12 protein-coding genes and 1 tRNA gene are annotated in these 15390 nt (G+C 64.5%); 9 read left to right on the forward strand and 4 right to left on the reverse strand.

Annotated features, from left to right (window positions below; genetic code table 11):
• Positions 1 to 585: 585 nt before the first annotated feature.
• Together E3T38_RS12945 and E3T38_RS12950 are read right to left on the reverse strand one after the other, a co-directional pair.
• Positions 586 to 657, reverse strand: a tRNA-Arg gene (locus tag E3T38_RS12945).
• A gap of 69 nt (positions 658 to 726) precedes the next feature.
• Positions 727 to 1407: an iron ABC transporter ATP-binding protein gene (locus tag E3T38_RS12950; protein ID WP_134548575.1), complete on the reverse strand. Its 681-nt coding sequence runs from the start codon at positions 1405 to 1407 to the stop codon at positions 727 to 729.
• A gap of 41 nt (positions 1408 to 1448) precedes the next feature.
• Here E3T38_RS12950 and argS point away from each other — a divergent pair, with 41 nt between their 5' ends.
• From argS to prfA, 8 genes are all read left to right on the forward strand, one after another.
• Entirely contained in the window at positions 1449 to 3125 is a 1677-nt protein-coding gene (gene argS / locus E3T38_RS12955) for an arginine--tRNA ligase (RefSeq protein WP_134548576.1), read from the forward strand.
• A gap of 2 nt (positions 3126 to 3127) precedes the next feature.
• Entirely contained in the window at positions 3128 to 3889 is a 762-nt protein-coding gene (locus E3T38_RS12960; protein WP_134548577.1) for a DUF2993 domain-containing protein, read from the forward strand.
• A 137-nt stretch (positions 3890 to 4026) separates the two neighbouring features.
• The gene (gene lysA, locus E3T38_RS12965) at positions 4027 to 5439 is read left to right on the forward strand and encodes a diaminopimelate decarboxylase (RefSeq protein ID WP_134548578.1); all 1413 of its coding nucleotides are present in this window, start codon (positions 4027 to 4029) and stop codon (positions 5437 to 5439) included.
• Positions 5436 to 6773 carry a homoserine dehydrogenase gene (locus tag E3T38_RS12970; protein ID WP_241984476.1) on the forward strand — a complete coding sequence of 446 codons (1338 nt, stop codon included), beginning with the start codon at positions 5436 to 5438 and terminating at the stop codon, positions 6771 to 6773. The genes lysA and E3T38_RS12970 overlap by 4 nt, the downstream gene beginning before the upstream one ends.
• Positions 6773 to 7900, forward strand: coding sequence for a threonine synthase (gene thrC, locus E3T38_RS12975; RefSeq protein ID WP_134548579.1), 1128 nt, complete (start codon positions 6773 to 6775; stop codon positions 7898 to 7900). The genes E3T38_RS12970 and thrC overlap by 1 nt, the downstream gene beginning before the upstream one ends.
• Complete coding sequence (gene thrB / locus E3T38_RS12980; RefSeq protein WP_134548580.1) at positions 7897 to 8844, forward strand: homoserine kinase; 948 nt, start codon at positions 7897 to 7899, stop codon at positions 8842 to 8844. The genes thrC and thrB overlap by 4 nt, the downstream gene beginning before the upstream one ends.
• 284 nt (positions 8845 to 9128) lie before the next feature.
• Positions 9129 to 11609, forward strand: a complete 2481-nt coding sequence (rho, locus tag E3T38_RS12985; protein ID WP_134548581.1) for a transcription termination factor Rho — start codon at positions 9129 to 9131, stop codon at positions 11607 to 11609.
• Positions 11609 to 12688, forward strand: a complete 1080-nt coding sequence (gene prfA / locus E3T38_RS12990; protein ID WP_134548582.1) for a peptide chain release factor 1 — start codon at positions 11609 to 11611, stop codon at positions 12686 to 12688. Before rho ends, prfA begins: the two co-directional genes overlap by 1 nt.
• A gap of 95 nt (positions 12689 to 12783) precedes the next feature.
• Here the strand turns inward: prfA and epsC are convergent, their stop codons facing one another.
• Complete coding sequence (epsC, locus tag E3T38_RS12995; RefSeq protein ID WP_134548583.1) at positions 12784 to 13371, reverse strand: serine O-acetyltransferase EpsC; 588 nt, start codon at positions 13369 to 13371, stop codon at positions 12784 to 12786.
• 21 nt (positions 13372 to 13392) lie between these two features.
• Positions 13393 to 14343, reverse strand: coding sequence for a cysteine synthase A (gene cysK / locus E3T38_RS13000; protein WP_194088095.1), 951 nt, complete (start codon positions 14341 to 14343; stop codon positions 13393 to 13395).
• 90 nt (positions 14344 to 14433) lie between these two features.
• Between cysK and prmC the strand changes: the two genes are divergently transcribed.
• Entirely contained in the window at positions 14434 to 15318 is an 885-nt protein-coding gene (prmC, locus tag E3T38_RS13005; RefSeq protein WP_166805519.1) for a peptide chain release factor N(5)-glutamine methyltransferase, read from the forward strand.
• The last annotated feature ends 72 nt before the right edge of the window (positions 15319 to 15390 follow it).

The raw sequence follows: 15390 nt of genomic DNA on the forward strand, positions 1-15390 counted from the left end.
TCACGGCCTCGTCTTTGTACTCAGGAGTGAACTCCCGGCGTGTCTTTCCCATGTGAACATTCTCTCTTGTGAGGTGTCCACTCAACGGGGGCAAGGCCAGGGACGGCAACGTGTGGTCATGATACGCGGGTGCCCTATGAAGGCAGGATGCTTCATTCCCGTAAGACGCCCGAGAAGATGCCCGGTCAACGGGTGCTAAACGCTACAGCCAAAACTATGACCGTTATGCCCACCGGCTCACCGAAGGTGTCGAGACAACGGCATAGGTCGCGCGCGCTTTCGGAATATCCCGCGCCGCCTTCTATAGTCGGGCACGCTCCCTAGGGCTAATGCCAGACCGATCCGGTGACGAGACGGACGACGGCGCTAGCTAGCGAAGACAGAACGTGCGCAGAGAACCAACGCACTCTTGCGAATTTCTTAGTTCGATCCGCTCGCGCGCGGGGGCTTGCCGACTCACAACTCCCCGCCCTGACAACGGAATATAGGCATCGCGTCAGGAAACGAGACTATGGCCAGTTGCTCAGTTGCGGCTTGTCCGAGCTAGGTGGCAGAAGTCCGAATTAGCGTGGGACGTGACAGGTGTGCCCCCAGGCAGATTCGAACTGCCGCCCCTGCCTCCGGAGGGCAGTGCTCTATCCCCTGAGCTATGGGGGCCAGGGTGGTTCAAGGTTAGCATCATGGGCCGGTTGCGATGAGCCATCCGGGCCGGGCCGCCAGCATCCGCTACCCGAGGTGCGCCAGAATCACCGAGAGGAGACCCTCAGCGTCTCCGGGCTCACCGAATGCGGGGGTACTCAGGGTGATCCAGTAGGTTCCGGTGAACACCTGCGCCTGGCCGCTGCCACCGGAGTAGGTGAAGAAGCCGTCCACAGTTGGCGGGGTGCCGTAGGTCGGCACGGCCTGGCTGTCGGCATCCGCTTGCTGCTTGAGCGTGGCCATCAACACATCGTTGGGGGCCACGACCGAGACCTCGATGAGCTCGCCGCTGGTCTGGTTCGACCAGCCGCAGGTCAGCCCGTTGTAGGTTGCGGCGGTCGCGGCCAGACCGTCAGCGGTCGGCGAATAATCCGGGGCGGAGCCGTAATTCGGGTTGAAATCGTAGACATCCTGCAGGGTGAGAAGGTCACCACAGATCTGCGTGATCGGAGCGCCGGTCGCTTCCGGTGTCGGTGTCGGGGTCGGAGACGACGCCGACTCAGCGCTCGTCGTCGGGTCAGCGGATGCCCCGCTCGTCGCGACCGCAGAATTCGTCGGCGTCGGTTCGCCTCCTGCGCTGCAGCCGGCCAACAGGAGGGCGAACAGTGCTCCGCCGGCAAGCATCAGCCCGGTACGGCGGCGTGTGGACGCTCCGCCGGTGCGTGCAGCGGTACGAGCAAAAGAGGGGTAGACGCGTGTATCAGTCACGCGTTGACCTTACCAACAGGACGGGCCGGTACGATTATGCAGTGACTCCTGCCGAACTCTCCCAGTCCCTTTTCAACCTCATCCAGAGCGTCAGCGAACGCCGACGCGAGGCTGATACGGCAGGGGTAGACCTTGGACTCACCCTCGCCGACGTGGCTGTCGAACGACCACGCAACCGCGACCACGGCGATTGGGCTTCAAGCATCGCGCTGAAGATTGCCAAACCTCTCGGCACCAACCCGCGTGAAATCGCGGCCGAATTAGCTGCCGGTCTCGAACAGCTGGCGGATGTCTCATCCGTCGAAATCGCCGGCCCTGGCTTCATCAACATTCGTCTCGAAGCGGCGGCGGCCGGTGCGCTCGCCAAAACCATCGTCGACCAGGGCTCGGTCTACGGCACCGGCCACCTGTATGACGGTCTCAAAATCAACCTCGAATTCGTTTCGGCCAACCCCACCGGCCCCATCCACATGGGCGGCGTGCGCTGGGCCGCGGTCGGCGACAGCCTGGCCCGCGTGCTGGCAGCCGAGGGCGCCGACGTGACCCGTGAGTACTACTTCAACGACCACGGTTCGCAGATCGACCGCTTCGCCCGCAGCGTGCTCGCCAGCTACCTCGGCGAACCCACCCCGGAGGACGGTTACGGCGGCGCGTACATCGGCGACATTGCCGCCAACGTACTCGATAAGTACGACGGTGACGTCGCAGCCCTTTCCCGCGATGAACAGCAGGAAGTGTTTCGCTCGATCGGCGTCGACCTGATGTTCACCGAGATCAAAGACAAACTACACGGATTCGGCGTCGACTTCGACGTGTACTTTCACGAGGATTCGCTGCACGAATCTGGCGCCGTCGACCGCGCCATCGATCGCCTGCGCGAACAGGGCCACATCTTCGAAGCGGACGGCGCGATCTGGCTGCGCACGACCACCTTCGGTGACGATCGTGACCGGGTGATCATCCGCTCCAATGGCGAGCCCGCCTACATCTCAGGCGACCTTGGCTACTACCTCGACAAGCGCGAACGCGGATTCGACCAGTGCCTGATCATGCTCGGTGCCGACCACCACGGCTACGTCGGCCGCATGATGGCCATGGTCTCTGCCTTCGGCGACGAGCCCGGTGTGAACCTGCAGATTCTGATCGGTCAGATGGTCAACCTGCTCAAAGACGGCGAACCGGTGCGCATGAGTAAGCGGGCCGGCACCATCGTCACCCTCGACGACCTCGTCGACGCGGTCGGTGTCGACGCCGGCCGCTACGCTTTGGTGCGCTCGAACAGCGACTCGCAGCTCGACATCGACCTCGACCTGCTGGGCAAGCGCACCAACGACAACCCCGTCTTCTACGTGCAGTACGCCCACGCCCGCACCTGCTCGGTCGCCAACAATGCTGCCGCCAGCGGCGTCGAACGCTTTGTCTTCGCCCCGGAACTGCTGGTGCACGACAGCGAATCCGCGCTGCTGGGCGTGCTGCAGGAATTTCCGCGCGTCGTCGCGCAGGCTGCGCAGCTGCGGGAGCCGCACCGCGTCGCCCGCTATATCGAGGAGGTCGCCGGCTACTACCATCGCTGGTACGACAACTGCCGTGTCATTCCGCTCGGTGAAGAACCGGTGACCGACCTGCACCGCACCCGTTTGTGGCTGAACGACGCGACCGGCCAAGTGATCCGCAACGGCCTGGGCCTGCTCGGCGTCACCGCGCCGGAGCGCATGTAATCATGGCCAAAACCAAGCGTCGCGGCCTCGTTCCGCTGATCATCGTCGGCGTACTCGCGATTCTGCTGGTCGTCGCCTACTTTCTCATCGATAGCGGCGTGCGTGCGTTCGCGCAGGACCGCGCCGAAGTCGAAATCAGCAACCGGATGCCCGCTTCCGTGACCGGCGACATCACCGTCACCATCGGCGGTACCTCCGTCATTGCACAGTTCATCGCCGGCAGCTTCGATGAGATTGAGTTGACCGCGCCGAACCTGGCGGTCGACGGAGTGCCGGCATCCGTTCACGTGATCGCCCACGATGTGTCGACGAACACCGCTAAGGCCATTGGCTCGCTCACCGCCACGCTCGACCTCGATCAGGACGCGGTCAATCAGCTGGTGCGGGCTTCCGGAACCGCGCCCGCCGACGCTGTGATGACCCTCGGCGACGGCACGGTGGCGTACACCGGCACGGTGAAGTTGTTCGAGTTCAACGTCGGCTATAGCGCCACGGCCACGGCCAGCGCCGTTGGCGACACCCTGAACTTCACTCCCACCGAAGCCACCGTGACGAGCGGTGTCGGCGACATCGACGCGACACCCCTCGTGAACCTGATCCTGCAGCAGGCACCGATCGCGGTCTGCGTTGCGAGTTATCTGCCCGAAGGAGTCGAACTGAGTGGCGTCGATATTTCGCCCGAGCGGGCACGCGTTACGCTGGAGTCAAGCACTCTCATGCTCACCGCGCAGTCGCTGACAACCCTCGGCAACTGCGCCGGCTAATTCGAACCTCGCCACTCGCGACGGTAGAATCGTAGCCAGGCACGCTCGCTCACCCGGGCTGGCCAATTTTCCGGCTTCAGGGACCAATCCGGGTTCGCTCGCTGAGACTCCCCTTCGACTCTCGTGAGGTACCTCCCGTGACATCTGCACCGAATCCGCTGGCGCCCGACTGGCTGCGCCTTCCCGCCGACGCCAATGCGCTCGCGCCCGGTCTCTGGCCCACGTCCGCTACCCGCACCAGCACCGGCGAACTCGTCGTCGGCGGGGTCAGTGCCACGGCTCTTGCCGCCGAATTCGGCACACCCCTCTATGTCATCGACGAAGAAGATGCCCGCGCGAGCGCCGCCGAGTTGCTCGCCGTGTTCCAGGCCGAGTTCGCCCGTATCGGCACGAGCGCCAAGGTGTATTACGCGGGGAAGGCTTTTCTCTCGACCGAGGTGGTGCGTTGGATGATCGCTGCCGGCCTCAACATCGACGTGTGCAGTGGCGGAGAACTCACCGTCGCACTGGCCGGCGGCGCCGATCCGGCCCGGCTCGGTTTTCACGGCAATAACAAGTCACTGGCCGAGCTCGACCAAGCCACCAGGGTCGGTGTCGGCACGATCGTGATCGACAGCGAGGTTGAAATCGGTCGCGTTGCCGAAGCCGCCACCCGCAACGGCCGGGTGCAGAACGTGCGCCTGCGCGTGAACAGTGGTGTGCACGCCCACACCCACAATTTTTTGGCTACCTCGCACGAAGACCAGAAATTCGGCATCGTGCTCACCGACGCTCCGAAGCTCGTCGCACGTATTCGCGCCGAGCCAGCCCTCAATTTCGTCGGCCTGCACTGCCACATCGGCTCGCAGATCTTCGGCGCCGAGGGATTCGCCGAGTCGGCCGCACGGTTGCTCGATGTGCACGCCGAACTGCTCGCGGACGGCCCGATACCCGAGCTCAACCTTGGCGGCGGGTTCGGCATTGCTTACACGAGTGCAGACGAACCCACCCCGATTCGCGAACTGGCCGTCGCCCTGGCCGACATCGTCGCCACCGAGTGCGCGCGGCTGAACATTCCGCTGCCGGTCGTCGCGTTCGAACCCGGGCGCGTCATCATCGGTCGCGCCGGCGTGAGCCTCTACCGCGTCGGCACGACCAAGGCCGTCGATATCTCCGGCACCTCGCGGCTCTACGTGAGCGTCGATGGTGGAATGAGCGATAACGTGCGCCCCGCCCTCTACGGCGCCGATTATGCTGTGCGCCTGGCCGATCGTGCGTCGACCGCTCCGCCGGTGCTCGTGCGCATCGCCGGCAAACACTGCGAGAGTGGCGACATCGTGGTCGATGCCGACTATCTACCCGGTGATGTGACCCCCGGCGACCTGCTCGCTGTACCTGCCACCGGCGCTTACTGCTGGGCGCTGTCCAACAACTACAACTTTCAGGGTCGTGCGCCCGTCATCGCCGTACTCGGCGGCACAGCGCGCGTGCTCATGCGCGGCGAGACGATTGCCGACCTGCTCGCGCGGGACACCGGGGCGCAGCAGCCCTCCAACGGAGGACAATCGTGAAGATCGAATACCGCAATCTGCGCGTAGCCCTCCTCGGCGGTGGATCCGTCGGCGCCCAGGTCGCCCGCCTACTGCTGGAACAGGGTCCCGAGCTGGCCAACCGCGTCGGGGCCACGCTCGAACTGGTCGGTATCGCGGTGCGCGATGTCAACGCGGAGCGCTCTGTCGACCTGCCCCGCGAACTGTTCACGACCAACGCTGAGGAACTCATCCTCAGCGCCGACATCGTCATCGAACTGATGGGCGGCATCGAGCCGGCCCGCAGCCACATTCTGCTCGCGATCAGCAGTGGAGCGGATGTTGTCACCGCCAACAAGGCGCTCCTCGCCCTCCACGGATCCGAACTGTTCGCGGCCGCGAACCAGGTCGGTGCCCAGATCAACTACGAGGCGGCTGTCGCCGGGGCCATTCCCATCGTGCGCCCGCTGCGGGAAAGCCTCGCCGGAGACCAGATCAAGCGAATCCTCGGCATCGTCAACGGCACCACCAACTTCATTCTCGACCGGATGGACACCGAAGGGTCCAGTCTCGAAGACGCGCTGGCCGAGGCGACCGCGCTCGGTTACGCAGAGGCCGATCCAACCGCCGACATCGGGGGCTACGACGCGGCGCAGAAAGCGGCCATTCTGGCGAGTCTGGCGTTTCACACGACGGTTCCGCTGGCATCCGTCTATCGCGAGGGCATCACCTCGGTCACCTCCGCGCAGATCGAGTCGGCGCGCAAGGCCGGCTATGTCGTGAAGCTGCTGGCCATCTGCGAACGCGTCACAGACGACAATGGCGTGGACGGGGTGTCGGCACGGGTCTACCCGGCTATGGTGCCGCGCAGCCATCCGCTCGCCGCGGTACACGGCGCGAACAATGCCGTCTTCGTCGAAGCGGAATCCGCCGGCAGCCTCATGTTCTACGGAGCTGGAGCTGGGGGAGTGGAGACGGCCTCGGCCGTGCTCGGCGACGTCGTCTCCATTGCCAGGCGTCATGTCGCCGGAGGGCCGGGAGTCGCCGCATCGAGCTACGCTACGCTGCCCGTGTTCGACATCGGCCGGGTCACCACACGCTACGCGGTCACCCTCGAGGTCACCGACGAACCCGGCGTGCTCGCGACCATTGCGAGTGTGTTCAGCAAACGCAAGGTCTCGTTGGCGCTCGTGGAACAATCCATGACACCGGCCGTGGTGGCGACGAAGAGTCGCGCAGCCCGCTCAGCCACGGCTACCCTAGTAATCGGGACCCATGACGCAACGGAGGCCGCACTCGCCGCCACCGTGCATGATCTGGCCACCAATAGTGTCGTCAGCGAAGTCGCATCCGTTTTGAGAGTTGAAGGAGTCTGATGTTTAGCCCAAGTGAGACCAGTGCCAACCTGACCAAGCCCGGCGCGATTGTCAGCCGCCAATGGCGCGGGGTGCTGAACGAATACTCCGACCGGCTGAATGTCTCGGCCGCGACCCCGATTATCACTATGGGTGAGGGCGGAACACCGCTGATTCCAGCCGCAGCACTCTCTGCCCGCACCGGCGCCAAGGTCTGGATCAAGTTCGAGGGTATGAACCCGACCGGTTCGTTTAAAGACCGCGGCATGACCATGGCCATCTCCAAGGCCATGGAAGACGGCGCGAAAGCGGTCATCTGCGCCTCGACCGGCAACACCAGCGCCTCCGCTGCGGCCTATGCCGCCCACGCTGGCATCACCGCCGCAGTGCTCGTGCCGGAGGGCAAGATCGCCATGGGCAAGCTCAGCCAGGCCGTCGCGCACAACGCGCAGCTGCTGCAAGTGCAGGGCAACTTCGACGACTGCCTCGATATCGCCCGCGACCTCGCCACAAACTACCCGGTACACCTGGTCAACTCGGTCAACCCCGATCGCATCGAGGGCCAGAAGACGGCCGCGTTCGAGGTCGTCGAGGTGCTCGGTGACGCTCCCGATTTTCAATTCGTTCCGGTCGGCAACGCCGGCAACTACACGGCCTATTTTCGTGGTTACAGCGAAGAGGTAGCTCGCGGCGCCACCACGAAGCTGCCGCGCATGTTCGGCTTCCAGGCCTCGGGCAGCGCTCCGATCGTGCTCGGCCACCGCGTCGATCACCCCGACACCATTGCGAGCGCCATCCGCATCGGAAACCCGGCGTCCTGGGACCTCGCGCTGAGCGCACGTGAGCAGAGCGACGGCTACTTCGGTGCCATAACCGACGCGAAAATTCTCGAAGCCCACCGCATCCTCTCGGCCGAGGTCGGAATTTTCGTGGAACCGGCATCCGCTATCGGTGTCGCCGGCCTGCTGGAGCGTGCCGAAGCCGGATTTATTCCCCGGGGTTCGACCGTGGTTATCACCGTGACCGGCCACGGTTTGAAAGATCCGCAGTGGGCGCTGCGTACCGCCGACGGCTCCGACGTTGCACCGACCATTGTTCCGGTCGACACCGCCGAAATCGCCAGCGTGCTCGGCCTGGCTAAGGCATGAGCAGCCCGGTCTCGTTGATCGGCCGCGCAGTCTCGGTGCAGGTTCCGGCTACAACGGCCAACCTCGGCCCCGGCTTCGACACTCTCGGCTTGGCGCTGGCTAAATATGACCAGCTCGAGGTGACCGTGCGAAGCGTTCCCGGCGTGTCCGTCGAGGTGCACGGTATCGGTGCCGGTGTGGTTCCCACCGACGAGAGCAACCTCGTCGTGCGCGCCATCGCACACGCCTTCGCCGCCGTCGGCCAGCCCATGCCCGGGCTCAACATCGTCGCGCACAACGTCATCCCGCACGGGCGTGGCTTGGGCTCATCGGGCGCCGCGATCGTGTCGGGCATCATGGCGGCGAAAGGCCTGCTCGAGGGCATCGTCGACATCGATGCCGAAATGTTGCTCGTGCTCGCCACCGAGATGGAAGGTCACCCTGACAACGTCGCGCCGGCGCTGTTCGGCGGCCTGACCATTGCCTGGACCACCCCGGAGGGGCCGCGTCACAAGAAGCTCATGGTGCATCGCGGCGTCAAGCCGCTGGTTTTCGTGCCCGAGCAGGAGATGTCCACCGCGCTTGCGCGTAGCCTGCAGCCGGCCTCGGTGCCGCACGAGGATGCCGTCTTCAACCTGTCGCGTTCCGCTTTGCTCATCGCCGCGCTGATCCAGAGTCCCGAATTGTTGCTCGCTGCGACCGAGGACAAGCTGCACCAGAGCTACCGCGCAGCCGCCATGCCGGAGACGAACAAACTCATCACCCTGCTGCGCGCCGCCGGCTTCGCCGCCGTCGTGTCCGGTGCCGGGCCATCCATTCTCGTGCTGGCGAGCGACCCGGGCCAGCGTCTGGTGGCGGCCGAACTCGTTGCGAGCAAATCCGATACCCCGTGGCGTTCCCTGATGCTGGCCGTCGACGTTCAGGGTGCAACCGTGCATCCGCTCACCGCGGAGAACGCCGCGTAACGAGCATTCTGATCGGGCCGACCTGCCGCGTGCACGTCGGCCCAACTGGCGGTTCGACTGGTGCAGAAGTGCTATGGTTGTATCGCACCCGATAGAAACCGCCCACGGCGACATCTTCTCCGGTGCATTCCCTGTACCTCACTGCTATTGCGATTTCGTGCGTAGCTGTGTGTGTTTACACCAATCCCCTCCACTGTCGGATTGGATCACCCGCAGCGCATTCGTCGCTGCACACATCTCTCCTGGCCTGAATTTTTGTTCGGCAGGGGAAAGGAACCCCCTTCGTGACTGATGTCAACCTCCGCGCCACCGGCTCGGATCTTCCCCGCCTGAGCACCCTTCGCGTGTCTGAGCTTCAGGCTCTGGCCCTCGAACTAAAAATCCCCGGCGCTTCCAAACTTCGTAAAGGCGAACTCGTCGTTGCAATCGAAACGGCCCAGGCCGGCACGAGCGGCGCTGCTCCGGTTGAGCCTGCACCGGTTGAGCCTTCTTCGGTAGTCGAGACTGCACCGGTAGTCGAGGCTGCTCCGGTCGAGGCTGCTCCGGTCGAGGCTGCTCTCGAGAGCGTACCGATCGCGAGTCTCGCTGAGGCACTCGAGACGGTTCCGCGCAAGCGTGCGCCCCGTCGTGCCAGCACCTCCACCGCCGCTCCCGCCAAGTCCCACGTCAATGCCGACGCCAGCACCGGATTCGGAATCATCCTGCCCGATGCTCCGGCAGCCGGCTCGCGGATCGCACGCAATGCCCGTGGCGCGGTGGCATCCAACGCTCTCGTTCCCGTCGTTGACGAAGCTGCAACCGCCACACCGGACACGGACAAGCCGGTTCGGCAGACACGCAAGCGTGTGCAGGTCTCACCCGTTCACCGCGATGACGCGGGCGCTGTCGTCGTTGACTCCTCCGATGCGCCGGCTGATGCGCCGGTCGAGGCATCCGTCGAGAACACGCCACCCGCTCGACGTCCATCCCGGCGAGCTTCGTCGCAGCGCGCAGCCGCTGAGTCGCCCGCTGAGTCGCCCGCCGAGTCGCCCGCCGAGCCAACCGATGTCGTCGTCGAAGCTCCCGAAGCTGGCGATTTCACCGATTCAGCCGACGAGGCAAACGATTCCGCAGCACCCCGTCAAGGGCGAAGCCGCAGCCGGAGCCGCGGTGGTGACCGTGCGCAAGGTGCTGATCGCAACCAGGCTGACCAAAACCAGAACACCCAGAACCAGAATGACCGCGGCCAGAACGACCGCAGCCAGAACGGCACGAACGACGAGGGTATGACCCGGGCGCAGAGCCAGCGTCAGGCCCGCAACGAGCGCAATCAAGAACGCAACCAGGAGCGCGCCCAGGCGCAAGCCGACCGCAACCAGGGTCAGAACGATCGTGGCCAGGATCGCAACCAGGGTCAGAATGACCGTGGCCAGGATCGCAACCAGGGTCAGAATGACCGTGGCCAGGATCGCAACCAGGGTCAGAACGATCGTGGCCAGGATCGCAACCAGGGTCAGAACGATCGGCTCGACGACGACCTGAACGGCCGCGGCAACCGCAATCGGTACCGTGACCGCAAGCGTCGCGGGCCGAACCAGGGCGATGACTTCGAACCCGAGGTCAACGACGATGACGTACTCATTCCCGTTGCCGGAATTCTGGACGTGCTCGACAACTACGCGTTCGTGCGCACCTCGGGCTATCTGCCCGGGGCGAGCGACGTCTACGTGTCGCTCGGTCAGGTCAAGAAGTACAACCTGCGCAAGGGTGACGCCGTTGTCGGCTCCATTCGCCAGCCGCACGAGGGTGACCAGTCCGGTCGTCAGAAGTACAACGCCATCGTCAAGGTCGACTCGATCAACGGTCAAACCGTTGAGGAGGCTGCCACCCGCGTCGACTTCCACAAGCTCACCCCGCTGTACCCGACGGAACGCCTGCGCCTCGAGACCGAGCCGGGCAAACTCACCCAGCGCATCATCGACCTCGTCGCCCCGATCGGCAAGGGCCAGCGCGGCCTGATCGTCGCACCGCCCAAGGCAGGCAAGACCATCGTCATGCAGCAGATCGCCAACGCCATCGCCACCAACAACCCCGAGGTACACCTCATGGTCGTTCTGGTCGATGAGCGCCCCGAAGAGGTCACCGACATGCAGCGCACGGTGAAGGGTGAGGTCATCGCCTCCACCTTCGATCGCCCCGCCGAAGACCACACCACGGTCGCCGAACTCGCCATCGAGCGCGCCAAGCGTCTGGTCGAACTGGGTCACGATGTCGTCGTGCTGCTCGACTCGATCACCCGCCTCGGCCGCGCCTACAACCTGGTGGCGCCAGCCTCCGGTCGTATCCTCTCCGGCGGCGTCGACGCATCCGCTCTGTATCCGCCGAAGCGCTTCTTCGGCGCGGCGCGCAACATCGAGAACGGTGGCTCGCTCACCATCCTCGCCTCCGCGCTTGTCGAGACCGGCTCCAAAATGGACGAGGTCATCTTCGAGGAATTCAAGGGCACCGGCAACATGGAACTGCGTCTGTCGCGCCAGCTGGCCGACAAGCGTATTTTCCCCGCAGTGGATGTGAACGCATCGGGCACCCGCCGCGAAGAAATGCTGATGAGCGCCGATGAAGTCAAGGTCACCTGGAAGCTGCGCCGCGCCCTCGCCGGGCTTGAACAGCAGCAGGCACTCGAACTCATCCTCGGTCGTCTCAAGGAGACCTCGTCGAACGTTGAATTCCTCATGCAGGTTCAGAAGTCGATGCCGACCCTGAACGGGTCAGACAAGGACAAGTAATGTTCGAATCCGTCCTCACGCTGCTGGCCGAGCACGACGACCTGCAGTCGCAGTTGGCGGATCCGGAGCTGCACGCCAATCCGGTCCGTTCGAAGAAGGTCAACCGGCGCTACGCCGAGCTGAGCCGCATCATCGCGGCGTACCACGAGTGGAAAGAGGTTGACGACAACCTCGAGGCCGCTCGTGAGCTCGCCGATGAAGATGCTGCCTTCGCCGAAGAAATTCCGGATCTGGTGGAACAGCTTGACGTCACGGCTGAGAAGCTGCGACGCCTGCTGATTCCGCGTGACGAACTCGACGCCCGCGACGTGATCATGGAGATCAAGATGGGGGAGGGCGGTGCCGAATCGGCACTGTTCGCCGCCGATCTGCTGCGCATGTACCTGCACTACGCCGAGTCAAATCGCTGGAAGACCGAGATTATCGAGCAGACTTCGAGCGACCTCGGCGGCATCAAAGATATTCAGCTCGCCATCAAGGGCAATTCGAGTGACCCGGCCGAGGGCGTGTGGGCGCACCTGAAGTATGAGGGCGGCGTGCACCGCGTCCAGCGCGTGCCGGCCACCGAGTCGCAGGGACGCATCCACACCTCGGCGGCCGGCGTCCTGGTCTTCCCCGAGGTTGATGAGCCCGAAGAGGTCGAGCTGCACCCGAATGATCTCAAGATCGACGTGTACCGCTCGAGTGGCCCTGGTGGACAGTCGGTCAACACGACCGACTCGGCCGTGCGGATCACCCACCTCCCGACCGGAATCGTCGTCGCGATGCAGAACGAGAAGTCGCAGCTGCAAAACAAGGAAGCCGGCATGCGCGTTCTGCGGGCCCGGGTTCTGGCGCGCCAGCAGGAAGAGATCGATGCGGCGGCGAGCCTCGTGCGCAAGGGTCAGATTCGCACCATGGATCGTTCCGAGCGCATCCGCACGTACAACTTTCCGGAGAATCGCATCGCGGACCACCGCACCGGCTACAAGGCCTACAACCTCGACGCCGTCATGAACGGTGCCCTCGGCCCCGTCATCGACTCCTGCATCCACGCCGACGAGGAAACCCGCCTGGCCGAGCTCGGCGACCCCGAGTAGTACCCCACTGCACGAACCGGGCCCAGGCCCAAAACATCGGCCCAGTCTGCAAACTGGACCGACGTTTTGAGCCTGGGCCCGGTGTACTGCGGGGACTAGAGGTAGTACTCGGGCTCGAGGTTGCCTCCGCGGGCTGACTCGACCGTTGCTGGCGTTTGCGGGCGAATCGTCGCCGGTACGCCCACTAAGAGCGACCGCGGCGGAGAATCCTTGGTCACGACGGCGTTAGACCCGATCGTGCTCCAGGCCCCGATGGTGATCGGGCCGAGCACCTTGGCGCCGGCCCCTACAGTGACGCCGTCATCGAGAAACGGATGCCGCCGCACCCCCCGCGCATGCCCGTGACGGCTCTTGCCGCCCAGCGTCACCGCGTGGTACAGCATCACGTCATCGCCGAGCACCGCCGTCTCCCCGATCACGACTCCCATACCGTGGTCGATGAACAGTCGGCGCCCGATCGTCGCGCCGGGGTGAATCTCAATCCCGGTCAGAAACCGGCTCACCTGGGACAGTAAACGGGCGGGAAGATGCAACCCGGCACGCCACAAGCGGTTCGCAACCCGATACGACCAGACCGCGTGCAACCCGCTGTAGGCAAGGAATACCTCGGTGTTGCTGCGCGCGGCGGGGTCGTGGGTGCGCGCTGCCTGGATGTCTTCGCGCAGGCGCAGGAAAGGATTCATTGAGGGGCAGACGACGTCCGCTTAGTCCAGCAGGTCTTCGTAGAGCACGGTCGAGATGTACCGCTCGCCAAAGCCGGGAATGATGACGACGATGGTCTTGCCGGCATTCTCGGGCAACTTAGCCTGCTCGAGCGCTGCCCAGACGGCGGCGCCGCCGGAGATTCCGCCGAGGATGCCCTCGTCTGTGCCAAGAATGCGGGCCGTGGAGAGCGAGTCGGCCAGGGTCACGTCGGTGATCGAATCGTAGATGCTGCGGTTGAGGGTTTCCGGCACGAAGTTGGCGCCGAGGCCCTGAATCTTGTGCGGGCCAGGCTTGCCGCCCGTGAGGATGGGGGAGTCGATCGGTTCGACACCGACGACCTTGAGACCCGGCTTCCGCTCCTTGAGGTAGCCGCCAGTGCCCGAGAGGGTCCCGCCGGTACCGATGCCAGCGACGAGAATGTCGACTGTGCCCTCGGTGTCGTCCCAGATCTCAACCCCGGTGGTTGCTCGGTGAATGGCCGGGTTGGCCGGGTTCGTAAACTGGCTGGCCAGTACGGCGCCCGGCGTGTTTGCGACGATCTCGGCGGCCTTTTCGACTGCTCCGCGCATGCCATCGGCACCGGAGGTCAGTACGATCTCGGCGCCGTACGCCCGCATCATGACACGGCGTTCCTTGCTCATCGTTTCGGGCATGGCCAGAATGACGGTGTAACCGCGGGCCGCGCCGACCATGGCGAGAGCGATGCCCGTGTTGCCACTGGTCGCTTCAACGATGGTCCCACCCGGCTTGAGCGAACCGTCCTTCTCCGCCGCGTTGATGATTGCAACGCCGATGCGGTCCTTCACGCTGCTGGACGGGTTGTAAAACTCGAGCTTCGCAAGCACTGTTGCACCGAGGCCGGCGGTCAAACGGTTCAGTTTGACGAGGGGAGTCCGGCCAACGGCTTCGGTGATGTCGGAGTAGATCTTGGGCACGAGGGCAACTTTCATTCGGTTTTCATTCGGTGAAATTCGGTGTGAGGGCCAGGTCCAGCCTAGGTCTCTCGACCGAAATCCTATTGGTGCGTTACATTTCACTACGTGCCTTCTTCAGATTCTGCCCTGCCAGCCACCGTGACTTCCCTGCGAAACCGAGCGATCAGCCTGCTTGCCGCGGCCGGGGTCACCGACGCCGAGGTTGACGCCGATCTACTGATCGGTCACGTGCTCGGCCAGAGCCGCGGCGAAGTTCAGGCTGGCAGCATCCTGAATCGACCGATCAGCCCGGTGGATGCCGCCACCATTGAGACCCTGCTGGTCCGTCGCAGTACGCGCGAACCACTGCAGCACATCACGGGGCGGGCCCCGTTCCGGTCGCTGTCGTTGAACGTGGGACCCGGCGTCTTCGTGCCACGGCCCGAAACCGAACAGGTCGCTCAATTCGCCATCGATGCTCTTCGATCCATGCCCGACCCGCAGCCGATCGGCATCGACCTCGGCACCGGGAGCGGCGCGATCGCGTTGGCCCTGGCCACCGAGGTGCCCCACGCACGCATTTTCGCGATTGAGAACTCGCCGGAGGCCTTTCCCTGGACCACTCGAAATTTCGAAGAAGTGGCCGCCGAAAACGCCATCCTCATCTTCGGTGATCTAGCGGACGCGTTCGCGGAACTCGACGGTACGGTTGCCGTCGTCATCTCCAATCCGCCGTACATTCCAGCCGACGCGATTCCCCGCGACCCCGAGGTGCGCCTGTTCGACCCCGCCCACGCCCTGTTCGGCGGCCCAGACGGCCTTGACGTGGTCCGCAGCGTGTCGGCAACAGGTCTTCGGCTTCTGCGCCCCGGTGGGGTGCTCGTGATCGAGCACGGCGAGCTGCAGGGTGCAGCGATTAGGGAGTTGCTGGCGATCGATGGTTGGCGCGCCGCGGCCACCCACCGCGACTACACCAGCCGAGACCGGGCCACGACAGCACTTCGACCCTAAACAATACGCGCCATGCGCCGTTGAGATGTATGGTCTGCGCACCCGTTCTTCACAACCACACTGGGTTAGGAT

The organism is Cryobacterium sp. Hb1, assembly GCF_004403585.1.
Classification (GTDB): domain Bacteria; phylum Actinomycetota; class Actinomycetes; order Actinomycetales; family Microbacteriaceae; genus Cryobacterium; species Cryobacterium lyxosi.